Below are 25084 nucleotides of genomic sequence, written 5' to 3'. Positions count from 1 at the left end.
ATTCCATTTGCCGCCTCAGAAATGGCGGCCGGCTATCCCCTCCACGGCCTCTTGCGGTCCTTGATGCCGGCCAGCACGCGCCTGGCGATTGCCACATCCTCGGCGATCTCGAAGTCGAACATGCCGGCCAGGCTGAAGTCGGCGCCCCCCTCGAACACGTAGCGGAAGGCGTTCTCGGGCGGGATCGCGCCGGCGGCCATCACCTTGAAGGCGATCCACGGCTTCTCCACCGCCTCCATCGTCTGGATCGTCTCCTCGGGGTTCGAGCACCAGCTCGAGTCGTGGTTCAGCTTGGCGCTGGGGTAGTTGTGGTGGTGCAGGGTCTTGATGTAGAAGTCGTTGGGGATCTTCTCTTTCTCGCAGGCCTGGACGACGGCGAGCTGGTGCGCGCCGACGCCGCACAGGGCGCCGCTGGCCTTGATGATCTCGACGGCCTTGGCCAGGACGCCCACCTTGGCGCCCGCGAGGCCGTCGGCGTGAACGCCCCACACGTAGATCGCGTCGGTGCCCATGTCCACGAGTTGCTGAACGGACTGGCTGTACTTGTTCACGTCCTCGATGGGCGCGGTGGAGCAGATGATCCACTGCATCTTGCCGCCGTTCTTGCGGTGTTGTTCGAGGAGCTTGAGGGCGGCGGGCACGGTGTGGATGACGAGGGTGTTGATGCCGTTGGCCTCGGCGACGGCCATGGTCTCGATGATCTTCTCGGGGGTGTTGTAGCGTGCGGCGAGGGCGTAGACGTAGCGCAGGTCGCGGCTGTGGGTGAAGTGGGTGAGCAGGTTGCCGCCGAGGAGGATGCGGCTGATCTCCATCTTGCCGATCTTGCCCTTCGGCAGCGCGTCGCCCGCGGGGGCCGTGGGCGCGGCCGCTCCGAGCGCGCCCGCCCCAGCCGCCAACGCCGCGCCAGCGACCGAACCCTTCACGAAGTCACGTCGGCTGAGATCGCCAGGCATTGTGCTCTCCTTTGGCTATGCTCCCTCCCGAAGGTTCCAATACCTTTGGGAGGGTAACGCAGCGGACGCCCCAACCTACCCTCCCGAACGGATTGGAACGTTCGGGAGGAAGCGATTTCCTTCACGCCCGCCACGGCCTCGAGCGCTTCGGCTCGCCCGCCAGGATGTCGCGGGTGATCTGCACGTCTTCGGCAATGTCGAAGTCGAACATCCCCGCGAAGATGAAGTCGGCGCCGCCCTCGAAGGCGAAGCGGAAGGCGTCCTTCGGGGGGATGGCCCCGGCCGCCATCACCTTGAAGGCGATCCAGGGCTTTTCCACCGACGCCATGAATGCCGCCGTCTCCTCGGGATTGCGGCACCAGATCGAATCGTAATCCATCTTTGCGCTGGGGTACTTCAGATGGTGGAAGGTCTTGATATAGAAGTCCACGGGCACCTTGGCCTTCTCGCACTCCTGGATCACGCGGAGGTCGTGTGCGCAGACGCCCGCGGGCATGCCGTTGGCCTTGATCAGCTCGACGGCTTTGGCGACGACGTCGAGCTTGCCCTTCGCCACCAGGCCGTCGGTGTGCACGCCCCACACGTAGCAGGCCTCGGCCCCGTCGTCGGCGATCTGCTGCACGTCGCGGCTGTAGCCTGCCCAATCCTCGATGTTGCTCGTCGGGTAGAGGATCCACTGGAGCTTGCCGCCGCGCTTCTCGCGGTGCTCCTTGAGCAAGCGACGGGTGTCGTTACTCACGTGGACCGACACGGTGTTGATCCCGCTGGCCTCGGCGAGGGCGAGGGTCTGGAGGATCTTCTCGTCGGTGTTGTACTCCTTCACCAGTCGGAGGACGTAGCGCAGGTCGCGCGCGTGGTTGTAGCGCCCCAGCAGGTTGCCGCCCAGGATCAGGCGTGTGATGGCCAGTTTGCCGATCTTGCCCGTCGGCAGCAGCGGCTTGGCCGGGCCGGCCGGCGCCTCGCCCGCCCGTGCGGCGCCGGCGCCGAACGCCAGCGCCGAGCCGGCCGATGCGGCGACGGTGCTCCTCACGAACTCCCGGCGGCTCATTCCTTCGCGCATGCTCCATCTCCTGGTGTGCGGCCTTCCCATCCCCCGCATTGTAGCCGAGGCACGGGCAATCCTCAAGTCAATCTTGACATTCGCGGCCGCGGGCGATAGCCTCAGTGTCGCGTGTGCGAATGTGGAGCGGCCGACAGGAAGGAGTGAAGCCAATGAGGACGGCGTGTCTACTCTTCGGCTCGGGCGTGATGGCGTGGGCATTCGCGGCGGCCGCGGCGGGCGAGGCCGCCGAAAGCGGCAAGGGGCTGACGAACCCGTTCTTCCCCTACTGCGCCACGCTGCCCGACGCGAAGCTCACGGAGCTCGGCTACGCGACCATCAAGAACATCTACACAGGCTTCAACGTGGACAAGGATCCGCCCTACGCCGCCAACCTGAAGGACCAGATTCGCAGCATCAAGGGCACCGACACCGTCTTCTGGCTCACCGTGAGCGGCAACCGCGCGAAGATCGAGGAAGAGGATGCCAAGGCCGTCGAGATTCTCCGCGACCTGGGCGCCGTGGCCGAAGAGGCGGGCGTCCGCATCTCCATCTATCCGCACACCGGCAACTACATCGCCACGGCCCGCGAGGGCGCGAGGCTCGTCAAGAAGGTCGCCCACAAAGCCGTCGGCCTCACCATCAACCTCTGCCACGAGCTGATGAACGACCAGGGGCCGGAACTCGACAAGATTCTCGAAGAGGTCGCGCCCTACCTCTTCGTCGTCACAGTCAACGGCGCCGACAAGAAGGAGAAGGGCCAGAGCATGGGCTGGGACCGGCTCATCCAGCCTCTGGGCAAGGGCGACTTCGACGTCTATGGCTACCTGAAGAAGACCAAGGCCGTGGGCTTCAGGGGCCCCGTCGGGCTTCAGTGCTACGGCCTCAAGGGCGACCCGCTCGTCTTCCTCACCCAGTCGGCCACGGCGTGGAAGGAGTACTCCGAGCGTCTCGCCGCCGAGGAAGCCCAGGCGAAGTAACCCGCATCCGGCTCGTGTCGGGAGAAGGCCATGAGCAGACCGCGAGCCCAGGCGTGCAGCCGCCGACGCTTCCTGGGAAGTCTCTCAGGATGCCTGGCCGCGCCGTACGTCCTCACCTCGGCGGCGCTGGGGGCCGAAGGCCGCGCGCCGGCCAACGAGCGTGTGGCCACCGGCTACATCGCCGTCGGGCCGCGCGGACTCCAGAACGCCCGCGAGCAGATGGCCTGCTCCGACGCCCAGGTGGTGGCCGTGTGCGACGTGTGGAAGCACGTGCGCGAGCGCGCCAAGGCCATCGTGGACCAGGGCTACGGCAACAGAGACTGCGCCGCCTACGCCGACTTCCGCGACCTGCTCGCCCGCCCCGACATTGACGCCGTGGGCATCGCCTCGCCCGACCATTGGCACGTGCCGATGGCGGTGATGGCGATGAGGGCCGGCAAGGACGTGCACGTCGAGAAGCCGCTCGGCGTGAGCCTGGCAGAGGACATCGCGTGCCGCGAGACGGCCCGCCGCCTGGGCCGCGTGGTGCAGTACGGCACCGAGGCCCGCTCGATGGGCAACTGCCGCCTCGGCTGCGAACTCGTCCGCAGCGGCCGCCTCGGCCAGATCAAGGAGATTCGCGTCAAGGCGCCCAACAGCGCCCGCGGCGGCAACACCAAGCCCGTGCCCGTGCCGCCCGAACTCGACTACGACCTCTGGCTCGGCCCCGCCCCCTGGCGGCCCTACACCGGCTGCGCCAGCGGAGGCGACTCCTGGTACCACTGCTACGACTACGCCCTCGGCTTCATCGCCGGCTGGGGCGCCCACCCGCTTGACCTGCTGGTCTGGGCCTACGACCTCCACACCCTCGGCCCCTGGGAGGTCGAGGGCACGGGCGTCGTCCCCACCCAGGGCCGTTACGACGCTGTGGTGGACTGGAACTGCCGCCTGCGCCTGGCCAACGGCCTGGTCATCACCTACCAGGCATGGGGAGTCACCCCCGAGACCGAGCCCAAGCTCGCCCGCCTCGGCAACTACACGCAGTTCATCGGCACCGAGGGCTGGCTCGCCGTCTACTACGGCGGCATGTGCTGCGAGCCGGATGCCCTGCGCGCCGCGCCCCTCGGCCCCGGCGACGTGCACCTCAAGGAGAGCTACGGCCAGGAGGCCGACTTCATCCAGTGCGTGAAGACCCGCCAGACGCCTGTCAGCCCCATCGAGGATGCCGTGCGGAGCGACACGCTCAGCCACCTGTGCGATCTGGCGGTGCGCCTCGGCCGCCCGCTGAAGTGGGACCCGCTCGCAGAGCAGTTCCTCGGCGACCCCGATGCCGCTCGTCTCAGCCGCCGCGCCCTGCGCGAGCCGTGGCGGCTGTAGGCCCGCTCACGCACGCCCGTGGGCCGGGCGGCCCTTGCCGTGGCGGGTGTGAGCCATTTCTGTAGGTAGCTTCTGCTGCGGGTTCTCGTAGCGACAAGCGTCCCACTTGTCGAACGGATGAAGGGAGCCGCAAGCGGGACGCTCGCGGCTACCTCTGCCGCGGGCCTTCCCCTGTTCCAGGGATTCTCGCATCAGAAACCACCTACGATTCCGGCCCGCACCCTTGCGGTGGCTCCGCACTTGACTTCCGCGCGGCGTCGCGCTACTGTTGGGCGCGTTCCGCGGCATCGGCGCGCGCCGACGGCGGACGACCCGGCCGGACCCACCCCGAGTTTGACCGGTTCAGGCACCGTTAGGAGACTTGAGGTGACGCAGCAGCGCGAGGTGACGAGGCGTGACTTCATGAAGGGGGCCGCCGCGGCCGGCGCCGCCTTCGGGGCGTTCCAGATCCTGGGCGCCACGGCCAAGGGCCAGGGCAAGGTGTTCCGCGTAGGCCTCATCGGCTGCGGCGGGCGCGGCAGCGGCGCGCTCAGCCAGCACGTCGAGGCGGCGAAGATTCTCAACGATGAGCTCAAGCTCGGCATCGAGATCCAGGTGGTGGCCTGCGCCGACTTCTTCAAGGACCGCGCCGAGGGCACCGGCAAGCGCCACGGCGTGCCCGCCGACAAGTGCTTCGGGGGCGCCGACAACTACAAGAAGCTGCTCGAGGTGCCGATGGACACGGTGCTCATGGCGCAGGCCCCCGTGTTCCGCCCGCCGCACTTCGAGGCCGCGATCAAGGCCGGCAGGCATGTGTTCATGGAGAAGCCGATCGGCGTGGACGCGCCCGGCATCCGCAAGGTCATGGAGGCCGGCAAGCTGGCGAAGGAGAAGGGCCTCATGGTCGTGGCCGGCACCCAGCGCCGCCACGAGCAGGGCTACAACCGCCAGGCCCAGCTCATCAAGGAGGGCGCCGTCGGCAAGGTGCTCGCCGGCCGCGTGGCCTGGAACATGGGCAAGATCTTCCACAACAACCCGATGAACCCCACCAAGCCCGACGACCTGGTGCGCGGCGGCAACTGGCAGCTCTGGATCGAAATGTCGGGCGACCACATCTGCGAGCAGCATGTGCACAACCTCGATATCGCCAACTGGTTCATCGGCCGCCACCCCGTCTCCGCCGTCGGCTTCGGCGGCCGCGCGCGGCGCAAGGCAGGCAACATGTACGACTTCTTCAGCGGCGACGTGGACTACGGCGACGGCGTCCACATTCACTCGATGTGCCGCCAGGTGGGCGGGTGCTGGGACTGGGTGGGCGAGAGCTTCGTCTACGAGAAGCAGGCGCCGAAGGACTACAAGTTCCAGGAGCCGATCCGCTACTCCGAGATCCCGCAGAAGGGCGGGGGGCACATGCAAGAGCACATCAACATGCTCTACTACCTCGTGAAGGGCAAGGAGCTCAACGAGACGCAGAGCGTGGCCGAGGCCACCGCCGCGGCCATCATGGTGCGCGACTCCGCCTACACCGGCAAGATGATGACCTGGGAAGAGATGTTCGGCGACCCCAAGAAGAACCCCGCCCTCTACAACAAGATGCTCAAGCCGTCGTGGGAAGACTTCGAGACCGGCAACATCGAGTACCCCAAGGACGGCGATGCGCCCATCCCGGGCACGGCGTGAGACATGCAGGTTGCTCCCTCCCGAAGGCTACGCAACGCCTTCGGGAGGGTAGCCTGACACGTGATGCGTGACGCGTGAGAGGAGAAGGCATTCCCCCTCCCGAAGGTTCCGGTACCTTCGGGAGGGTAGTCATAATGCGTGACGCGTGCCCCGAGAAGAACGCAAGTCCTGCTCGCCGTTTCTTGTCACGCGTCACGGGGTACGCATCCTGAGGAGACCACGAATGAGCCGAACTGTGCCATCGAGGCGTGACGTCATGAGGGGCGCCCTCTCTGCCGGGGCCGCCTTCACGATCCTCGGCGCCACGGCCAAGGGCCAGGGCAGGACCTATAAGGTCGGCCTCATCGGCTGCGGCGGGCGCGGCCGCGGGGCGCTGGCCGATCACTTCCTCGCCGCCAAGCTCCTCGGCGTCGAGGCCAAATGCGTCGCGCTCGCCGACTACTTTAAGGAGCGCGCGGAGCAGACGGGCAAGAAGTACGACGTGCCGCCGGAGCGCTGCTTCGGGGGGCCCAAGTGCTACGAGGGCCTGCTGGGCACCGACGTGGAGATCGTGCTGATGGCCCAGGCCCCGCTCTTCCGCCCCGTGCACCTCGAGGCCGCCGTGAAGGCGGGCAAGCATTGCTTCGTCGAGAAGCCCGTGGCGGTGGACCCGCCGGGGTGCCGCCGCGTGATCGCCGCGGGCGAGGAGGCCAAGAAGAAGGGCCTCGTCATCGTCTCGGGCACCGAGATGCGCCACGAGCACCCCTTCCGCCTCACGCATCAGGCCGTGGCCGTCGAGGGCGCCCTCGGCAAGCTCGTGGCGGGCCGCGTGTCCTTCTGCATCGCCCACATGTTCCACCGCAGCCCCATCAACCCCAAGACCGCCGACGACCTCGTGCGCTCGTGGCAGGACTGGACGGCGCTCTCGGGCGACCACCTCGTCGAGCAGCATGTCCACAACATAGATATTGCCAACTGGTTCGCCGGCCATCCGCCCATCTCGGCCGCGGGCTTCGGCGGCCGCGCCCGCCGCAACGCGGGCGACATGTACGACTTCCACAGCGTGGACTACGACTACGGCGACGGCGTGCACATCCACTCCATGTGCCGCCAGATCAACGGCTGCTGGAACTGGGTGGGCCACGACCTGGTCTACGAGAAGGGCCGCACCAGCGGGAACGACTTCCCGAAACCCGCCAAGTCGCCCATCCCGGCCGACCTGCCCAAGGCGCCCAGCAGCAGCCAGCAGGAGCAGGTGGACGTGCTGTACGCTGTGCGCAAGGGCGAGCCGCTCGACGAGGCCAGGGCGGTCGCCGAGTCGTCCGCCACCGCCGTTCTCGGGCGCGTAGCCACCTACACGGGTAAGCTGGTCCGCTGGAACGAGATGATGGTGGACCCGCAGAAGAACCCCGACCTCTACAACCTCACGCTTCACCCCACGGCCGAGGATTTCGAGAAGGGCACGGTCGAGATTCCCGCGGAGAACGTGGTGCCGATCCCGGGCGACGACGAGCCGCGGTCGCGCCCGCCGCGCCCCAAGGGCAACAAGAAGTAGGCTCCCCAGGGGTTGGGTAACCTGACCCGATTGCCCCGGCGGGTGGTGTGGGTTTGCCTGGCCCTTTGGACCTGGCGGCTCCGCGCAATGCCTCTGGCGGGTGCCTGGTGGGCGCGCTCCGCCCATAGTTGCTCAACCCTGTGAGGGGGGAAGTGAGCAAGTATGGGTAGATAGGCGAGGATTGGCGATTCTCGCCTATCCGGCCATTGGCGCTCAGATGTGGGATGAGCAAGTATGCGATGGGGAATGCCTGGAGAGCGTAAGATATTGCTGCGTATATAGTTATGTGGCGGCAATCGTTAGGTAGGCACGCTACGAGCGAGACCGCGGAGACAGGGAAGCTGGCCTCCGGGCGGTTCCTAGCCTTCCTGCCTCGTCAGTCGTCTTTCGGGTCGTCCAGCCGGTAGGTGACGTCCATGCGCTTGGTGGTCGGGACGGGCTTGCCGCGGCGGGTGGCGGGGGCGAAGCGGGCGTTCTTGACCGACACCTGGGCCGCGCGATCCAGGTCGGGGTAGCCGCTGGACTTGACGATCTCGACATGGCCCACCGTGCCATTCACATGGATCTCCAGGAGTAGGCCCACGGTTCCCTCCTCGCCCCGCGCCTTGGATTGCGGCGGGTACCGCTGGGGGAAGCTCAGGAGCCTGGAGGGGATGAGAGGGGCTGTCTCGTCCGCCATCTCGGGTTGCGATGCGCTCGGAGCCTTGTGCTCCGCCTCGTCCACAACGCGGGGCTGGCCGGTCACTGGCTGCTCCTCAGGGATGGGCAGGGCCGGTGGGACCAGCGCCATGTGCTCCCGGATGCCTGGGGCCGTTGGCAGCGAGACCGCGACCTGGCTGGACGCGGGGGCGGGCGTCGCCGCCTCGCTGCGGGGGGCCCAGGCGGGGAGGGGAGCCGCAGGCGTGGGGCGGCTTACCTCGGACGGGGCCGCGGCGGCGCGGCTGGGCGGGGTGGAGGCGGGGCGGGGAGTCCACACAGGCCGCGGCTCGGGGGCCGGGGGCCTGGGCGGCTCGGGAGCGGCCTGCTCGTCGAGGATTCGCACGGCCACCAGGGCGACGCCGGGCTCGGGCGCCGATGGCGAGTAGAGCACGCTCGCTGCCCACAGCAGCGCCGCGTGGGCGGCGGCCGATGCGGCCAGCGGAAGACGGAAGCGGGTGCTCATGGGCATCGTGTTCCGCCGTCAGAAGGCGGCGCGCACGCCGGTGAAGAAGCCGATGCCGGGCGCGCCGTAGCCCTTCACCTCCTGGTAGTGCTGGTCGAGCACGTTCTCGACTCGTCCGTAGACCTGCACGTTCTTGGTCACGTCGTGGGTCACGGCCAGGTTGACCAGGAGGTAGCTGTCCAGCGTGACCCTCGAGCTGGTGAAGGTGGTGTTGTCGAAGAAGAGGTCCTTGCGCGGCCCGATGTAGGCGGCGCTGAGGTGGATGTTGGTGGCCTTCAGGAGGCGGTAGTTGGCTTCGACGCTGGCCTTGTGCCGGGCGCGTCGCAGGAGTTCGAGGCCGGTGGCTTTGTCCTCGGTGTCAGTGTACGTGTACGTCGCGCGCAGTGTCAAGTTCTCGGTCGGCCGCATGGTGGCGCCCAGCTCGACGCCCTTGGATTCGGCCTCGGCGACGTTCTGGTAGCTGCCCGACCAGCCGACGAAGACGAAGTCAATCAGGTTCTTGAACCGGTTCCGGAAGCAGGTGGCATCCAGGGTCACGAGGCCGCCGAAGAGGTCCTGTTCGACCCCGAAGTCGCAGCCCCTGCTCTTCTCGGGCTGGAGGTCGGGATTGCCGTATAGGGGGTCGTAGAGCTGGTAGAGGGTGGGCGCCTTGAAGCCTGTGCCGACCGAGCCCTTGATGCGGGTGCCTGTCTCGGGAATCACGACCGTGGGCGCGACGCGGTAGGTGAACGCCGAGCCGAACTGCTCGTGGTCGTCGAGGCGGAAGCCCACGGTGGCGAAGAACCGCTCGAAGAGGGCGATGGAGTCCTGCACGTAGACGCTGTGGGTGCGGGCGCTCTGGCGGGGGAAGGCGCTGTCGTAGGGTCCCCACATGCCGTCGGAGTGGTACCGCGACTTGCCGCTCTCGCGCTCGGTTTCGAGGCCGACGGTGAGGGTGTTGGTCTCGTGGAGGCGGAAGTTGTGCTGCCAGTCGAAGCGCGCGATCTGCCCGTCGTAGGCGCTGCGCTCGAGGTCCAGCGGGTGCGCGGCGTCGGGGTTGTTGCGCGTCGTGCGATGGTGGTCGGAGTACGACACGCCGAACTTCTGCTCCCAGTCGCCGCCGAGCAGCCGGAGGCGCCCCTGGGCGCGCACGAAGTGCTGCTCGACCTCGCTCGTGTAGTTCGGGTCGTCGCCGCCCGGGCCGCCGAAGTTGTCGTTCTCCGTCCTGCCGCGGATGCAGCGGACGATGAGGTCCACGTCGAAGTTCTCGGCGGGGGAGAAGCCGAGCCTGGCCGAGCAGGTGCTGTTGCGGTAGCCGTCCTTCTCGCGGTTGCCGTCGCGCCGCTCGGCGGCCGAGATGCCTCCCGTCTCGAAGTGCGCGGTGCTCAACGCATAGTTGAAGACGGGTGTGCTGCCCATCACGGAGAGGGTTTCGCGGAAGGTGCGGCGCGAGCCGGCTTCGGCGCCGAGGGTGACGCGGGGCGGCCCCTGGCCCTTGCGCGTGATGATGTTGATGACGCCCCCGATGGCGTCGGAGCCGTAGAGCGTGCTCTGGGGGCCGCGGAGCACCTCGATGCGCTCCACGTTGTCGGCGGTGAGGTGCGCCCAGTCGAAGGAGCGGCCGGGCGTGATCGGGTCGTTCAACTCCACGCCATCAAGGAGCACCAGCGTGTGTTCGCTCTTGGCGCCGCGGAGGAAGACCGACGACTGCCCGCCCGCGGGGCCGGCCTGCACCACGTCCACGCCGGGGACCGTGCGGAGCAGTTCCAGCACGGTCGCCTGCTTCTTCTGTTCGATCTCTTTGCGCGTGATGACGGTGATCGAACTGCCGACCTGTTTGGCGGGCGTCTCGAGGCGGGTGGCGGTGACCATGACCTCTTCGGGCTTCTCCTCCTCGGTGGCCTCGGCCTTCGGCGTGTCGTCGGCTGGCCCGGGTGGTGGCGCGGCGTCCTCGGCACGCGCGAGGCCGAACGCCCCGGTCAGCAGTGCGATGGCAACGATGCTCCGCGTTGTCATCTGCGGCTCCTTGCCCCGAACGGGGCCGCCCTGGGTGACTGTGCGCCCCGGGCACAGGAGACCAGGCCCTGGCCCGAGCGGGGCGAGAACGAAAAATCCCCGGACCTGTGAAACAGGCCCGGGGATGCCGTTTTCCATCCTCGGAGCTCGGGCGCAGAGCGGAGAGGCCCCTGTCCGCGAGGGCCACACCGATGCGACGTGTCGTGGGCAGGTCTTCTGGCTTCCGGCTCGTCCTACTGGCCGCGCCTTCCCGTCCCCTTCGCCCCAGGCTCAGGGGGACAGTGGCCACTTGCGGCGGTCGTCCCCGGTCACAGCGGCGGGACCGCGACGGACTTGCACCGTCTTCCCTCTTCGAGCCCCGCGGGGGGCTACCCACGTGTCGCCCGCTATGATACCCGGCGCCGGTTGGAATGTCAAGGCCGGACCCGTCCGCTTGACGGGGGTGGGCGATTGATCTATACACGAAGCGATGGGTTTCCCGCATGTGCGGGTCGGCAACGGCTGGGCAGCAGGACGATGTGTGAGAGGAGCCTGCGATGAGACGACGCGACTTCCTCAAGGCAGGGGCGGCGGGCGCGGCGGCCGGCCTGGCGGCGCAGGCGATGGGACAGGAGCCGTCGAGGCCCGTACGGCTCGGGGTGATCGGCGTCGGCGGCCGGGGCTCCTACCTCCTCGGCGTCGCGCTCAAGGCGGGTGTCGAGGTGCCCGCGGTGTGCGACATCAGCCCCGCCGCCCTCGCCCGCGGCGCCGACATCGTCGAGAAGGCCGGCGGCAAGAGGCCCGAGGGCTACGGCAACGGCCCGAAGGACTACCAGCGCATGCTCCAACGCGACGACCTCGACGCGGTGCTCGTGACCACGCCGATGCAGGTGCACGCCCCCATGTCCATTGACGCCCTGCGCGCCGGCAAGCACGCCCTCAGCGAGGTGGCCGCGGCGATGACCCTCGAGGAGTGCTGGGGCCTCGTCCGCGCCGCCGAAGAGACGGGCAAGGTCTACATGCTCGCCGAGAACTGCTGCTACTGGTACCACTGCCTCATGATCGGCAACATGGTGCAAAGGGGGCTGTTCGGCCAGCTCACCTACGCCGAGTGCGGCTACGTGCACGACTGCCGCTCGCTGCTCTTCCAGGGCGACGGCTCGCTCACCTGGCGCGGCGAGATGGCGCGCGACTGCGGCGGAAACGTCTACCCCACCCACTCCCTCGGCCCTGTGGCTCAATGGCTTGGGATCAACCGCGGCGACCGCATGGTCTCGCTCGTGGCCGCCGGGACGCCCTCGGCCGCGCTCAACGACTACGTGGCGAAGCGCTTCCCCGCCGAGCACCCCGCGCGCCAGATCCGCTTCAGCCTGCCCGACTCGACGAGCACGCTCATCCGCACAGCCAAGGGTGCGCTCATTGACCTGCGGTTCGACATGTGCTCGCCCCGCCCCGTCGTCTCCACCACCTACCACACGCTCCAGGGCACCAGGGCGAGCTACGACTCGCGCCAGCAGTTCCTCTGGCTCGACGGCCGCACCGAGGGGCATCGTTGGGAGGAACTGAGCAAGTACATGAAGGAGTTCGAGCACCCGCTCTGGACCGAGCACGGCGCCGAGGCGAAGGCCACGGGCCACGAGGGAGCCGACTACTTCCCCATCCGCGAGTTCATCCAGTCCATTCGCAAGGGCACACCGCCGCCTATTGACGCGGCCGATGCCGCGGCCTGGAGTGCCATCATCCCGCTCTCGGCCAAGAGCATCGCCGAGGGCGGCGCACCCCAGGAAATCCCCGACTTCACGAAGGGGAAGTGGGAAACGAGGAAGGCGTAGCGTGTCAGGAGTGGATGAGTAGATGGGTGGATGGGTGGATGAATGTCAGGCAATCATCCATCCAACCATCCATTCATCCCCCTTGGTTACGCCCTTCGGCCGCGTTGAGCACTAGGGGCCGGCCTGGAAGCGCATGCCCTCAATCACTGAGCCGTCGGCGTTGCGCACCCGCACGCAGGCGGCGAAGCCCATGTTGTTCTGCGTGACCTTGAGCAGGAAGTCGTTCGGGCCCTCCTTGAGGGTGGCCTGAGCCTTGTCTTGCCCGGCCGCGATGGGGCGCATGACGTTGTTCGCGTGAACCAGCTTGCCGTTGAGCCAGAGCTTGACGCCATCGTCGGAACCGATCTCCAGGCTGGCCTTCGTCTCCTTCGGGACGATGACGCGGGAGCGGAGGTAGACAACGCACTGCTCGCCATCGGCGATGGGCAAGAGGTCGGCCTGCCAGGCGAGCGCCGGGTCGGCGGGGGCCGGGAGCGGCTTCCACTCGACCTTCGCATCCGGCTGTTCGGGGGGGAACGGGATGTCGAAGAGCTGCTGGCACGACTTGCCCTGCTGGCGATAGGGGCCGGCGACCTGCCAGGCCGTGATGAAGCCCACGAGTTGGTCGAGGGTGTCCAGGGCCTTGCGCGCGGCGGCGCGTGTAGAGGGGCTGCCGTCGGCGGCCAGGCGCTCGAGCGCGGCCTGGGCCTCGGCCCTGTGGCTGCCGAGGAGCGCGGCGGCGATGCGGACCGCTGCCGCCTCGGCCTCGGCCCTCACCGCGGCGTCGGCGCGGAGCGATTCGGCAAGCTTCAGGGCGTCCGGGTGCGGGACGCTGGCCAGCTCGGTGAGGCCGAGTTTCCTGTCCTCGGGGCGAGCCGAGACGGCCATGCCCGCTTCGCACATCTTCAGGCGTTCGTCGAGCGGCTTGTCGGCGGCGAGGCCGACGAGGCGCCAGTAGCCTCGGAGGGCGAGGACGCGGTGGGCCGGTTCCGCCGCTTTGTGAGCGAGCCGCAAGAGGTCGGGCGCGGCCTCCAGCCCCCCGTTCTCGGCCAGGGTGCGAATGGCGGCATCGCGGACGGTCGGTTCCTTGTCCTCGGTGGCGGCCCGAAGAGCCTGGAGGGCCTCCGGGGCGTTGAGGCGCCCGAGGGCGCGGAGCAACGAGGCGCGTGCCGGGACTGCGGCCGTCTTCAGGGCCGCCAGGATCGGCGCCGCGCACGCATCCGCGCGCTTGGCTCGGGAGCAGATCGCGGCGAGCGCCTTCTCGACCGGGTCGCGATCGGCGTCGGCTACGGCGCGGCCGAGAAGGTCCACGAGGTCGCCAACCGCCGCCTCATCGGCGAGCTGTGCGAGGGAGCGAAGGGCCGCGGTGCGGGCCGCCGCGTCGTTGCCCTTCGCCATCTTGAGGAGGGCTGGGACGGCTGCCGTGTCGCGGCGGGCGCCGAGCGTTCGCACGAGCTCCGCCTGAACAGCCGGGTCGGCATTGCTCAACTGCGCGGCGAGGGCCTCGCGCACGCCTTTGCCCGCGATGCGGGCGAGGGCGTCCCTGGCCGTCTCCTGAGCGACGCCTTCCCCCTTCGCGGCCGTCTCAAGGAGGACAGGCACCGAGGCGGGATCGCCGAGGAAGCCGAGGGCGTGGAGCGCGGCGATGCAAACCGCTGGCTGGGCGCTCTTCGTGGCCTCGATGATCGCCGGCGCGGCGGCGGCATCGCCCCGCTGGCCGAGCACCTCGATGAGTGCGACCTGCACCTTCGGCTCGGCCTTCGCAATCTGGGCTGCGGCGGCCTTCGTCACGGCCTCGCCCGTCAGCTCGTGGAGGGCGTCGAGCGCCGCGCGGTGAGCCGCGCGGTCGCTGCCCGACAGGCTGCCCTCGAGCATTGGCAGCGGGTCGTCGGCGGCGAGGAGCATGCCGACCATCGCCGCGGTGCGGACATGCTCCGGCTCGGCAGGTTGGTGGACCTGCTTGAAGAGGGCCGCGGCGGCCGGCTTGTCGCCCGCCCTGAGGAGTTGGTCGGCGCACCGGAGCAGGCCGTCGGCGACGGCCTGCTTGGCCGCCTCGGGGGCCTTCGCCCGCGCGGCCTTGAGGGCTGCGATGGCCTCGGGGCCGCCGATCTTGCCGAGGGCGACCGCGGCGGAGGAGGCGACGTTCGGGTCGGCGTCGGCGGCCAGAGGAGCCAGGAGCGGCACGGCCTCCTTATCGCGCCTGTCGCCAATCGAGTCAAGGATGCCTGCCTTCGTCAGCCCGGTGGCCTTGGGTACGGCGTCACGGAGCGCGGCGGCGGCCTCGGGGTAGGGCATGGTCTCGAGCGCATAGCGGGCGGAGTGGGCCAGCTCCTTGTCGGGCAGGCACGCGGCAAGCGCCGGAACCGAGGCCAGCGTGCCCGCGAGCTTGAGCTTGCGGCAGGCCCAGGCCTTCTCGTTGGAGGGCCGGTCGGACTTGAGGATGGCGATGAGCTTCTCCTCCTCGCTCTGTGCGGCAACGAGGCGCGTGGCGCCAAGGAGGAGAAGGGCGGAGAAGAGGCGGACGCCGGCTCTCACAGGTTTGCTCCTTTACGAAGGAGGATGATTGGATGAATGGATGATTGGATGAAAGAGAAGCCCAAGAAGGTGCTCGCTCGATCCCCCGTCTTTCCTTCATCCATTCATCCACCCATCCATTTATCCATTCGTCACACGCGCCAGGGTTCGCGGAAGGCGGCGCCGAGATAGCGGTTGGCATCGGGGTCGCCGACGAACTCCTCTTTCTGCGGGTCCCACTTGAGGGGCCGGCGCAGCAGGTTGGCGATGCCGCCGAGGAGGATGACGCTCATCGAGCGGTGGGCGATCTCCTCGTGGCAGATGGTCTTCTTGCGGGTGCGGATGCAATCGAGGAAGTTGCCCGAGTGGCTGTTGGAGAAGTAGACGTGGGCCTCGTCGGCAGCGATGGGCTGCGCGCCGATGCTGGCGGGCACGGTGAAGAAGGTGTCGCGGTCGGCGGTCACGCGCCCCTCGGGGCCGACGAAGCACACGCGCCCCGGCCCCCAGCCCTCGCCGGGATAGGGGCAGGCGTAGAGCGTAACGCCGTTGGCGTAGCGGAAGGTCAGCGTGCCCTTCTCGTGGAAGATCTCGACCGGCCCCGTGTCGTCGGCGCCGATGCCCCACTGGGCGATGTCGTAGTGGTGGGGCGACCAGTTGGTGTCGCCGCCCGCCCCCCCGAAATACGTGGCGCCCGCGCCGTGCGGCGCCCAGCGGGCCGGGCCGAGGAACAGGTCCCAGTCGAAGCCCTCGGGCACGGGCGTGCCCTTGGCGCCCGGCGGCGCGCCGTCGGGCACGAAGCCCGTGCCGCAGCTCTGGTAGGCGTAGACTTTTTCGAGCTTGCCGATGCGGCCGCTCTTGACGATCTCGACGGCGAAGCGGAACTTGCCGCCGTACTCCGACCGCTGCTGCGTGCCCGCCTGGTAGACGCGCCCATAGCGGCGCACGGCGTCGGCCATCGCCCGCCCGCCGCGCACGGTGAGCGCGATGGGTTTCTCGCAATAGATGTCCTTGCCCGCCTGGGCGGCCATGGTGGACATCACCTCGTGCCAGTGCTCGGGCGTGCCGATCAGCACGGCGTCAATGTCGGGGCGGGCCAGCACCTCGCGGAAGTCCACATAGTCCTGGCAGGCCTTATAGCCGTCCTTGCCGAACTTCTGCGTGTAGTGGTCGTTGACGCGCTTGGTGTGGGCTTCGCGCTTGGCGCGCACGACGTCGCACACGGCGAGGATCTGCACGTCGTCGCGCCCCAGGTATCCGCCGGGGAGATAGGTCCAGGCCCCGCCGGCCAGGTGGCCGCCGCCCTGGCCTCCCACGCCGATGAAGCCCATCGTCACGCGGTCGCTGGGCGCAACCTTGCCCTCGGCGCCGAGTGCCGTGCGTGGCACGATCCAGGGCGCGGCGATGGCCGTCGCCAGGGTCTTCAGAACGCTTCGCCTCGATGGCCGGCTGATTCGTCGCATGCGCGTCGGCTCCCGATGGCTTGGAATACGCAGCCTCCCGCAGAAGAGGAGCATAGCCCGACGGGCGGGGGGAGTCAAATGCGGGACGGGTGGGACCGGTGGGACACGGTGGAACAGCGCGTCCGCTTGTCCCACGGGTCCCACTCGGCCGATATCCAGCCAGCCAACGACGCGGCCCCCGACAGCGCTGGTGCTGTCGGGGGCCGGTGTTTTGACGACGGGCGTTGCGGGCGAAGTCACTTGGCCTCGACGTCACAGGCGATGCGGAAGCCGATGAAGCCCATCTTGGGCAGCCACCACTGGCTCTTGGGCTCCTGAGGGTCCTCGTAGCGCCAGAAGGGCTCTTCGAAGACGCGCGCGGCCGACCGCAGGGCCTCGGAGGGGCTGTTGTAGGCGCCGCCGCGGGCCACGTGCACCTTGCCCTCTTTGGGGCCGGTGGGGCAGGTGACCGGGTTGTTCTTGGCGGCCTCCTCATAGGCTTTCGGCGAGTAGAAGTCCGACACCCACTCCATCACGTTGCCGTGCATGTCGAAGAGGCCGAAGGCGTTGGGCTTCTTCTTGGCCACTTCCTGGGTCTTCTCCTCGGCATTGTCCTCGAACCAGGCGAAGTCCTCGATCTGGTCGGCCTCGAACGAGTAGGGTGTCTTGGTGCCGGCGCGGCAGGCGTATTCCCACTCGGCTTCGGTGGGCAGGCGGTACTTCTTGCCGGTCTTCTTGGCCAGCCACTTGCAGAAGACGTCGGCGCAGTGCCAGGAGGCGCCGATGGCGGGCCGCTTGCCGGCGCCCCAGCCGAGCGTCGGGTCGCCATAGAGGGGGGTGGGGCCGCTGATCGCGTCCACGCCCTTCGCCTTGGCCTCCTCCTCGGCCTTCGCCTTGGCCGCGTCGCCGCGCTTCTCCTGCACGGTCTCGTCGTAGAAGGCCATGAACATCTCCCAGGTCGTCTCGGTGGAGCAGAGGTAGAAGGGCTTGAGGACGGCTTCGAACTGCGGCCCCTCGTGCTCCTTGCGCCCCTTCTCATCCTGGGGGCTGCCCATGGTAAACTTGCCGCCCGGGATGAGGATCATGTCGAACGAAACGTCCTTGCCCTGCTTGTTCTTGATGGTCTCGGTGAACTTCTTCGCCGGCTCCTCTGCCAGGGCGAACGATGCCAGCAGCGCCGCGACGCACCCGAGCCCGGCCCATGACCTCTGCCCGACCACGCACTTCATCCCGTTTCCACTCCTTTGCGGATCCCGTACACACCGGCGGCCGGCTGGCGATCCGGGCCAGCCACCGCGACTCTTACCTCCTCTATGATCATCGCCTTTTTCGGCTCGGAAGTCAAATGAGACTTGAGCGCCGGAAGCCGGGGGCGGGTCAGTTCTTCGCGGGTTCGGGCGCGGCCGGCGGGTCCCCGGCCTCGGCGGCTCGCGCGGTGAGCACGAGCACGATGCGGCCGGGCAGGGGATAGCCGCGCGAGTCGGGCTTGGCGAGGAACTTGATGGCGCCCGAGAGCTCGACCGTGACCGGCTGGTCGAGTCGCTTGCGCACCTCGGACACAACGACGCGCACGCAGTCCTTCATGGGCACCGCCAGGCATTCCCCCTGCTTCAGCAAGGGCCTCGCGCCGGCGGGAAGAGCGCCCTCCGAGGCGAGGAAGACGGGCTCCTCCCAATCCAGGGACGCGGCCCCCTTGTCGGCGGAGATGCGGCTCTTGCACTGTCGGGTGCCGAAGAGGCTGGCCATTCGCGGGGCGACCTCGGTGAAGGCCACCTGCTCGCCGTCCAGCTCTGCGCGGACCGCGAGGGTGAAGCCATTGTGCACTGTGCAAAGGGCGGCCGGCCCGGGGGCGGGCGCGTCGGGCTTTCCCGGCTTGTAGCCGCCGATGTAGTTGTACTCGCGGGCAATCGTGACCGTGGCGTTCTGGCCGGGCCTGGCCACGATGCGTGGGGCAGCAAGCACCTGCCCCCGACGCTCGCGCACCAGTGTATCGAATGCCTTCGATGCGGAACCCGGGAGAACCGCGAAGGGCTTGTCGAAGTCCACCCCCGCCTTCGCCAGGTCGGGGCCGGGTGCGGCGAGGAGGCGCGCGGCAACGAGGATCACCTTGCCTTCCTTCTCCGCGGGCGCGGCCGGCGGCTGCTGCGCGGGCAGCACGAAGGGCCACGCGGCGTCCGCGGCGCGCTCGACGATGGGCACGAAGACCGGTTTACGGCTGGGGCCGAAGCTGCAACCCGAGAGCGCCGCGGCTGCCGCGGCCAGGCTGGCGGCGAGCAGGAGCTTACGCATGTGGGGTGTTCTCCTGGGTTCCCTTGGGCTGGTAGTCGGGGTGGTGGTGTTCGAGCCACGCGCGGGCGACCTTGCCGTTGAAGACCGACCCGATGCAGCCCGGGTTGGCGAACGAGCCGAGATAGGCGTGCGCGAGCACGCACAGGATCATCAGGTAGGCGCAGGTCAGGTGCAGGGTGTAGACGGTGACCTCCCACGCGTCGCCGCCCAGCTCGTACCGCATGGCCAGGCCCGTGGCCGCCAGGCAGGCGACGACCAGCAGGATGAACCAGAAGAAGCCCTTCTGGCCGGCGTTGAAGCGGCCCGCGGGCACGTGGCCCTGGTAGCCGAGGTAGCCGCCCATCACCTTCACCCAGCCGATATCCACCCTTGAGAAGACCATGTCGCGCGCCCAGAGCAGGAAGGCGAGCAGCGCGCCCGCCATCAGCGCCCACGAGGCCAGGTCGTGCATCCGCGCCACGCCCTTGCCGAAGATGCGCTCGACCCCGACCCCGAGGAGGATGCCGGTGGCGGCGAGGCACAGGAACGAGCCCAGCAGCGTCAGGTGCACCAGGCGCTCGATGACGCTGAAGCGTTGGACCAGTTGCTCGGGAATCCGCTTATCGTAGCGGCGCGGGCCGAAGACGACGTAGTGCAGCACGAGCACGAGAGCGACCAGGCCGATGGCGAACCGGCCATAGGGGCGAATGTAGCGCTCGCGGAGGCCCGCCAGGCGCACGTCGGAGGCCGAGCGGTCGAGGCGGGCGTAGAGCGGCTCGCCCTCGGGCTTGCCATCGGCCGCGGCGACCCGCGTGAGGCCCAGCGAGAGGAAGAACGGCGCGTCGGCACGATGGCACTCGGTGCAGCCCTGCGCCCCCAGGGCCTGGGGCGCCGGACGCACGTTATGAGCCAGCGGCAGGTCCAGCGGCGCGCCCAACTCGGTCGCTTCGCTCGCCACGTCGCCCTTGTCATCGAGCCAGTAGAGCTTGGCGCCCGCGATGTAGACGGGGCTGACGTCCTTCTTCTTCAGCGCGCCGAGCACGGCCTTGATCTCGGCGTCGGTGTTCACCTCGGGCACGCCGTCGCCCGTGTCGTCCTTGATCTCGCTCTCCACCCTGCGCACGCGGCTGGCGATGTACTGGGGGTCGAGCGGGGTGAGGCTCTTGTCCTCGCGGCGGTTGGCGAAGTAGGTGGGGAGCATGCGGGCGAAGACGCCGATGGGGCCGGCCTCGGTCTCCTTGTAGACGGGGGCGTAGAAGGGCGGTCCGCTGGGCTTGCGCGTCGTGAGGATCACGCCCCAGGTGGGGTCGGTGGGCTGCTCGAACCCCGGCGGCACTCTCTGGGGTTTCGGCCCGGAATGGCAGGTTTCGCAGGCGATCTCGCGCAGGTGCAGCCTGGGGAGGCCTTTGTGCGCGGGCACGGGGGCGCCCAGGCGGCCCGTCTCGTGGCAGCCCTTGCACGTGAGCGAGCGGAAGTCGGGATTCGTGCTCGTCGGGTCGCCGGCGATCACGTGGTCGGGGCCGGCGCGATGGCAGTCCACGCACTTCAGGCCGGCCTTCGAGTGCACGTCGGCGTCGAGGCAATCGGTCCACGCTGCCGAGCCCTTGGCGGGGCGGCGGTGGCAGGCGAGGCAGTTGGCGTCGGGCGGCTTGCCGATCTCCAGGTGCACCTTGCCGTCGGGGCCGAAGAGGGCGGGGTTGTACTTCACCTTGATGGCGGGTGCCGCCGACTCGTCGGGCTTGGCGTCGGGGCCGGGCAGGGGCAGCGAGGCGGTCTTGCCCTCCACGTGGCCGAAGCCGGCGCCCACGGTGGGAGCCCACCGGAAGTTCATCGAGGCGATCTGGCCCGCGCGCTCCACGTGGTCATAGCCGTGCAGGGCGTGGCAGGCCATGCAGTCGTTCTCCAGCACGCCGCTCTGGTCCCAGCGGGCCTGGTGGTAGTCGGGGTTGGCGGCGGGCTCGGTGGCGGTGCGGAGGGCGGGGTTCTCTGCCAGGTGGGCGTCGTAGCGGTTGCCCGCGGCGTCGAGCTCGAGGCGCCCGCCGCCCGGGTGCCAGGCGCCGAATTGCAGGGCGAACTTGAAGGGCGTCAGATGCGCCTTCGGGTCGAATGCCTCCGCTCTGGCCGGCTGGTAGCCGTGGGAGAGGGGCGCGGCCATGCCCGTGGCCGCCTCGAACATCGTCCACGCGAAGCCGTCGGGGCGGCCCTTGGGCGGCACGGCGCTGGGGAACATGCGTGTGTGGGTGCCCTTCGCCACGGTCTGATAGCTGTGGCAGCGCGAGCTGGAGCAGGTGGTGTTCGGGCTGTACGGCACCTCGCTGGCGGGGCCGATCGGGTTGCCCTTCGCGTCGAGCAGGGCGATGCGGTGCACGAAACGCGACTGGTCGGTGCGCGTGACCTCGGGCAGCGGGGGCTCCGCGGCCAGGGCCACAGTGCGCACAACGAGCATCAGAGCGGCAACGAAACCTGCGAGCCGGCTCCCGCGAGTCAAGGAAGTGCCTCCTCATGGCATGGGCCAGTGATTGGGACTGCTCGGAGGGTGGGGATTCTACCAAAGCCTGCTGTGCCGCGCAAGCGGCGGCGGGGCCGTGCCTCGGGGTCAGAAGCGCACGATGTCGAGCGGACTCTCGATGGTTCGCTCGTAGGTGGTGGCGTCTACCCGCTTCGAGAGGCGGCAGCCGGCGGTGTCGGCGATCTCGGCGGTGAGGTAGCGGAGGCGGGCGTGGATGGGCAGCCCCGTGGTGTAGGGCTTGCACTGGGCGACACGGCTGAGGGCCTCGGCCGCGGCCTTGCGGATCAGTTCCCAGGCGCGTTGCGGGGCGACCATCTCGCAGCAGGTGATGCTGATGCCCTTCTTGACGGCCACCGTCGTGACCGCCTCCCCCAGAAACGCCTTGGCCTCGGCACAGGCGGCCTCGTCGCCGGTGACCATCACCACGGGCACGCCGAAATGCCCGCACACGAGGGCGCTCTGGGCGATCTCGCCGCTCTCGCGGCCGTTGTACCAGTAGCGGCAGCCAGCCTTGGACGACTGGGTGTGCGCGAGCACGGCCTGCGGCGTGCCGGCCATGGCGTGGTAGCCGAGGAGGATCGCCGCGTCGAACGACTCGTCGAGGCCCGGCAGCATGGTCGGGCGGTTGGGGCCGGTCACGTAGGTCGCCTCGGGGTGCAACTCGTCGGGCACGAAATTGAACCCGCCGCCGTGGCCGTCCATCACGACAATCTGCTTCGGCTCGGCCACGTTCCACTCGAGGCAGCCCTGGACGCAGGCATTGACCTCGCGGGTGAGCAGGTGGCGGGCATGCTGGTAGGCGGCAGTGGTCATCTCACGGGTCTGGTCCCAGTGGGTCACGCCGCTGATGCCTTCGAGGTCGGTGCAGATGTAGACCTTCATGACGGTGGCTCCTTGCGGTGGGTGATGGACCGTATGGACAGGATGGACACGATGCCGGTTCTGGGCGGCAGGTCTCTACTTGAGCGGCTCGCCCAGGGTGATGACGGTCACGTTGGCTCGCGCGGCGTGGCCCTCGGGCGCGCCGCAGGAGAAGACGAAGGCGTTGTCGCCGGGGACCACGGTCGCCGCGTCGCCTTGTGGGGTCAGAGCCTGGATGAGTGCGCCACGCTCGTCGTAGAGCTTGCAGTCGGTCGCCGACTCCATCTCGATGTACTGGCCGCTTTCGAGGGCGACGGGGAAGGTGACCGTGGCGCCGCCGACGGTGATCGCGGGGTTGGCGAGCTGGACCTTGGCGACGGGCAGGGCCTTGACCTGGCCGATGAGGCAGCTCGTTGCGTCTCCAGGCGGCAGGTTGTTGACGTAGAGGTTCAAGGCGCTCACGTGGCTGCGGATGAGGGGCGAGCGGTAGACCGCGTAGATATCGCCATAGGGCCAGGTGTAGTCGCCGAAGCGCTCGGCGTCGCGCTCGCGGAGGTGCAGTTCGACCCAGCGGCGGCCCGTGAAGTCCACGTCCACGTAGTGCTCGGCGAACGTGCCCCAGAACTGGGGCGGGTTGGTGAGCTGGAAGTTGAGGAGCTGGCCCTTGGCGTCGCCCTCGACCCAGAACCCGAGTGCGCCGTGCTTGCTGAGGTTGAGCGGCGGGGTGAAAGTCCTGGTGAACCTCGCCCAGGCGCCGGTGCGCGAGGGCGCCTCGCTCTTGGCCTTGAGCTGGGCGCACAGCTCGGGCGGGCCCTTGCGGTTGCCGTGAATGGCCATGGGGGCCCACTCCGCCGTGATGCCCTTGGCCGCCCCGCTCACGGCGAACTCCTCCTGCTTGTCGAAGCTGGCGAGCACCACGGCGTCGGGCGAGTCGTAGGGCGCGGCGGAGTAGAGGGCCTGGATGCGCAGACGCAGCGGTTGGGCCGCGAAACGGTTCCTCACTGTCCAGGTTGCCTTGCCGTCCCGGAGGCCGGTGACCTTGTGCGTCAGGTAGTCGGTGGGGACGAATCGGGGGTTGCCGCCCGCCTCGACGAGGCGGAAGTCGGCCTTCGGCGTGCGGAGCTGCTTGCGGATGGGTTCGGGCACGGTCCGAGCGAGGCGGAGGCGCTCGTAGCGGCCGATGAGGTCGAGATACTCGTCCTGACGGGCGTTGGCGGGCTTGCCGAGGCCGACGCCCTGGAAGGACATCGGAGCGTCGGTGGCGAGGGCCTTGACGCAGAGGTATTCGATCTCGTCGCGGAACTCGGCGTCGTGGTCGGCGCTCGGGCCGAGGATGGCCCACCAGCCGAGCTGGGAGGGCAGCAGGCTGCTCGCGCGGTTGCCGTCGTTGTGGTCGCAGTGGATGTCAATGAAGCGTTTGAGGGCCCAGTGCGGGTAGTCGTAGGCGCCGATGCGCGAGTGGAAGGGCCACGAGTGGTAGCCCCATTCGCTGGCCTCGACGAGCACGCGGCCCTTGAGCCGCTGGAAAATGGCCGCCCGCATCTTCGAGACCCCGTGCCAGCCGCCGAACATTCCCTCCGCGCCGTCCATGTAGATCATGTCGAAGCCGCAGGTGTTGTAGACCCGGGCGATGCACTCGGCCACGTCGTCCACCAGCGTCGAGGCGGGGTCGGGCTGGAACGCGCAGTATCGGACGAAGAGGTGGTGGACGGGTGTGCCCTGGGCGTGGGGCGCGGCCTTGGTGCCGAAGGCTCCGCGTCTGCACGCGGTGAAGCCGGTGGGCGCCAGACCCTCGAACTGGATCAGCTCATCGCCAATCTGCACCACGTTGCCGTGGGCGGCGTAGGCCCAGAGGGTGTCGAAGCCCTTCGGCTCGGTGGTGGTGGGGACGGCCCTGTCGGTCTCGTTGACCGCCTCGGCGAGAACGAAACTCGCGTCCTTCGCCAGCCGCTGGTCGGGCACGGGCGTGGCGAAGGGGTCGTGAGGCGCGATGCAGCCCGTGAGCGTGTGCATGCCCGCCCGCATCCCTGCCGCGTGAATCTTGTCCACCACCCCCTTGAGGCCGGCGAGGCCGTTGGGGAAGAGCTTGGGGTTCGGCTCGTAGTGGCCGAGGGACTTCTCGAAGCCGATGAGGTGAACCTGCGCGAAGCCCGCCTTCTTCGCCAGGGCGACCCACTCGTCGGCGTTGGCCTCCGACAGGCCGTAGGCGAACACGTAGGAGCCGCGATTCTCCTCCGCATCGAACGCAAAGGGTCCGCCGAGGGGCGAATGGAGCACCCCCTCGTCCTTCAGCACCTCCTGAAGCACCGAGCGAAGCCGACCCGTCGGGCAGCCGACGAGGGCGAACCTCGCCCCCACGATGCCCTGCTTCGCGTCGCATTGCACCTCGAAGCGAGGCGATGGCCCGCCGTGGACGAGAAGGTTGCTCTTGAGGTCGAGCACGCGCACGCACGCCGCGAAATCGTCGTCCGCCACCATGCCCGAGATATAGCTCCGCACCTTGCCCAGGTTCACCATGGCGGGGCAGAGGCTCAGCAGGTCGGGCTTCTCCTCGCCGACCGACACGACCTCGAAGACCAGGTAGCGCTTCTTCGCTGTCACGGCCACGACCGCGGGCGTCGGGTGGCCCTTGAACGTGAGGGTGAGCTTGCCATCGGCGAGCGAGCGGCCCGCGGAGGGGAACGTCTGGTTGGGCCGCCGCAGAATGGCGAACGGCGTGGCCACGGCATAGTTCTTCCCCGTTCGCTTGTCGGTGAACTCTGCGGCTTTGCCGTCGGCGCTCAGGCCGAGGCGGAGGAACTCGGTCTCAAACAGGATAGGCGCTGCGTCCTGAGCCGGCTCGCCTGCCGTTGCGGCCATCGCTGCGCCCACGCCGAAAGCGAGAATGCCCGCCCAGCACGCCGCGTTCATGGCACTGTGCCTCCTTTGCCTGGAAGGGATCCATGCCGAGTATCATACTCGGTCGGGGCGCAACGGGCAACTGCCCGGGGAGATGGGCCGGGGGAACAGGCCGCCTGCCCTCCCG

16 protein-coding genes and 1 riboswitch are annotated in these 25084 nt (G+C 68.8%); of the genes, 5 read left to right on the top strand and 11 right to left on the bottom strand.

Going from position 1 to position 25084, the window contains the following annotated elements:
• Window positions 1-32: 32 nt before the first annotated feature.
• Window positions 33-953 carry a twin-arginine translocation signal domain-containing protein gene (locus tag PLE19_04135; protein ID HPD14110.1) on the bottom strand — a complete coding sequence of 307 codons (921 nt, stop codon included), beginning with the start codon at window positions 951-953 and terminating at the stop codon, window positions 33-35.
• A 121-nt stretch (window positions 954-1074) separates the two neighbouring features.
• The gene (locus PLE19_04130; GenBank protein HPD14109.1) at window positions 1075-2013 is read right to left on the bottom strand and encodes a hypothetical protein; all 939 of its coding nucleotides are present in this window, start codon (window positions 2011-2013) and stop codon (window positions 1075-1077) included.
• Window positions 2014-2165: 152 nt separating this feature from the next.
• Here PLE19_04130 and PLE19_04125 point away from each other — a divergent pair, with 152 nt between their 5' ends.
• The 4 genes from PLE19_04125 (at window position 2166) to PLE19_04110 (ending at window position 7521) form a co-directional block, all read left to right on the top strand.
• Window positions 2166-2972, top strand: a complete 807-nt coding sequence (locus PLE19_04125) for a TIM barrel protein (protein ID HPD14108.1) — start codon at window positions 2166-2168, stop codon at window positions 2970-2972.
• Window positions 2973-3002: 30 nt separating this feature from the next.
• Window positions 3003-4328 (top strand): Gfo/Idh/MocA family oxidoreductase, encoded by a 1326-nt coding sequence (locus PLE19_04120; GenBank protein HPD14107.1) that lies wholly within the window; start codon window positions 3003-3005, stop codon window positions 4326-4328.
• Between the two features lie 366 nt (window positions 4329-4694).
• The gene (locus PLE19_04115) at window positions 4695-5987 is read left to right on the top strand and encodes a Gfo/Idh/MocA family oxidoreductase (protein ID HPD14106.1); all 1293 of its coding nucleotides are present in this window, start codon (window positions 4695-4697) and stop codon (window positions 5985-5987) included.
• Between the two features lie 223 nt (window positions 5988-6210).
• On the top strand, window positions 6211-7521 hold the full coding sequence (locus PLE19_04110; protein HPD14105.1) for a Gfo/Idh/MocA family oxidoreductase: 1311 nt from the start codon (window positions 6211-6213) through the stop codon (window positions 7519-7521).
• Window positions 7522-7897: 376 nt separating this feature from the next.
• Here the strand turns inward: PLE19_04110 and PLE19_04105 are convergent, their stop codons facing one another.
• Together PLE19_04105 and PLE19_04100 are read right to left on the bottom strand one after the other, a co-directional pair.
• Window positions 7898-8683 carry a TonB family protein gene (locus PLE19_04105; GenBank protein ID HPD14104.1) on the bottom strand — a complete coding sequence of 262 codons (786 nt, stop codon included), beginning with the start codon at window positions 8681-8683 and terminating at the stop codon, window positions 7898-7900.
• An 18-nt stretch (window positions 8684-8701) separates the two neighbouring features.
• Complete coding sequence (locus PLE19_04100) at window positions 8702-10678, bottom strand: TonB-dependent receptor (protein HPD14103.1); 1977 nt, start codon at window positions 10676-10678, stop codon at window positions 8702-8704.
• Window positions 10679-10866: 188 nt separating this feature from the next.
• Window positions 10867-11069: riboswitch (cobalamin riboswitch) on the bottom strand.
• 145 nt (window positions 11070-11214) lie between these two features.
• Between PLE19_04100 and PLE19_04095 the strand changes: the two genes are divergently transcribed.
• Window positions 11215-12489, top strand: coding sequence for a Gfo/Idh/MocA family oxidoreductase (locus tag PLE19_04095; protein HPD14102.1), 1275 nt, complete (start codon window positions 11215-11217; stop codon window positions 12487-12489).
• A gap of 111 nt (window positions 12490-12600) precedes the next feature.
• Here the strand turns inward: PLE19_04095 and PLE19_04090 are convergent, their stop codons facing one another.
• From PLE19_04090 to PLE19_04060, 7 genes are all read right to left on the bottom strand, one after another.
• Complete coding sequence (locus PLE19_04090; GenBank protein ID HPD14101.1) at window positions 12601-15003, bottom strand: HEAT repeat domain-containing protein; 2403 nt, start codon at window positions 15001-15003, stop codon at window positions 12601-12603.
• Between the two features lie 131 nt (window positions 15004-15134).
• A complete protein-coding gene (locus PLE19_04085; GenBank protein ID HPD14100.1) occupies window positions 15135-16442 on the bottom strand; it encodes a Gfo/Idh/MocA family oxidoreductase in 1308 nt (435 codons plus the stop codon).
• Between the two features lie 236 nt (window positions 16443-16678).
• Entirely contained in the window at window positions 16679-17650 is a 972-nt protein-coding gene (locus tag PLE19_04080) for an SUMF1/EgtB/PvdO family nonheme iron enzyme (protein ID HPD14099.1), read from the bottom strand.
• A gap of 148 nt (window positions 17651-17798) precedes the next feature.
• A complete protein-coding gene (locus PLE19_04075; protein ID HPD14098.1) occupies window positions 17799-18710 on the bottom strand; it encodes a hypothetical protein in 912 nt (303 codons plus the stop codon).
• On the bottom strand, window positions 18703-21177 hold the full coding sequence (locus PLE19_04070) for a cytochrome b/b6 domain-containing protein (protein HPD14097.1): 2475 nt from the start codon (window positions 21175-21177) through the stop codon (window positions 18703-18705). Before PLE19_04070 ends, PLE19_04075 begins: the two co-directional genes overlap by 8 nt.
• Window positions 21178-21285: 108 nt before the next feature.
• Entirely contained in the window at window positions 21286-22080 is a 795-nt protein-coding gene (locus tag PLE19_04065; GenBank protein ID HPD14096.1) for a M55 family metallopeptidase, read from the bottom strand.
• A gap of 75 nt (window positions 22081-22155) precedes the next feature.
• Window positions 22156-24969 (bottom strand): hypothetical protein, encoded by a 2814-nt coding sequence (locus tag PLE19_04060; GenBank protein ID HPD14095.1) that lies wholly within the window; start codon window positions 24967-24969, stop codon window positions 22156-22158.
• Window positions 24970-25084: the final 115 nt, after the last annotated feature.

The organism is Planctomycetota bacterium (assembly GCA_035384565.1).
GTDB lineage: Bacteria > Planctomycetota > PUPC01 > DSUN01 > DSUN01 > DAOOIT01.
Note: the sequence above shows the minus strand (reverse complement) of the source record. Positions and strands in the feature narration are given on the sequence as shown.

Bases quoted from the DNA above. Each gene is read 5' to 3' on its own strand.
- PLE19_04060 (HPD14095.1), bottom strand. From the start codon at position 24,969: ATGAACGCGGCGTGCTGGGCGGGCATTCTCGCTTTCGGCGTGGGCGCA.
- PLE19_04120 (HPD14107.1), top strand. From the start codon at position 3,003: ATGAGCAGACCGCGAGCCCAGGCGTGCAGCCGCCGACGCTTCCTGGGA.
- PLE19_04110 (HPD14105.1), top strand. From the start codon at position 6,211: ATGAGCCGAACTGTGCCATCGAGGCGTGACGTCATGAGGGGCGCCCTC.
- PLE19_04085 (HPD14100.1), bottom strand. From the start codon at position 16,442: ATGCGACGAATCAGCCGGCCATCGAGGCGAAGCGTTCTGAAGACCCTG.
- PLE19_04095 (HPD14102.1), top strand. From the start codon at position 11,215: ATGAGACGACGCGACTTCCTCAAGGCAGGGGCGGCGGGCGCGGCGGCC.
- PLE19_04105 (HPD14104.1), bottom strand. From the start codon at position 8,683: ATGAGCACCCGCTTCCGTCTTCCGCTGGCCGCATCGGCCGCCGCCCAC.
- PLE19_04130 (HPD14109.1), bottom strand. From the start codon at position 2,013: ATGCGCGAAGGAATGAGCCGCCGGGAGTTCGTGAGGAGCACCGTCGCC.
- PLE19_04075 (HPD14098.1), bottom strand. From the start codon at position 18,710: ATGCGTAAGCTCCTGCTCGCCGCCAGCCTGGCCGCGGCAGCCGCGGCG.
- PLE19_04080 (HPD14099.1), bottom strand. From the start codon at position 17,650: ATGAAGTGCGTGGTCGGGCAGAGGTCATGGGCCGGGCTCGGGTGCGTC.
- PLE19_04065 (HPD14096.1), bottom strand. From the start codon at position 22,080: ATGAAGGTCTACATCTGCACCGACCTCGAAGGCATCAGCGGCGTGACC.
- PLE19_04125 (HPD14108.1), top strand. From the start codon at position 2,166: ATGAGGACGGCGTGTCTACTCTTCGGCTCGGGCGTGATGGCGTGGGCA.
- PLE19_04135 (HPD14110.1), bottom strand. From the start codon at position 953: ATGCCTGGCGATCTCAGCCGACGTGACTTCGTGAAGGGTTCGGTCGCT.
- PLE19_04100 (HPD14103.1), bottom strand. From the start codon at position 10,678: ATGACAACGCGGAGCATCGTTGCCATCGCACTGCTGACCGGGGCGTTC.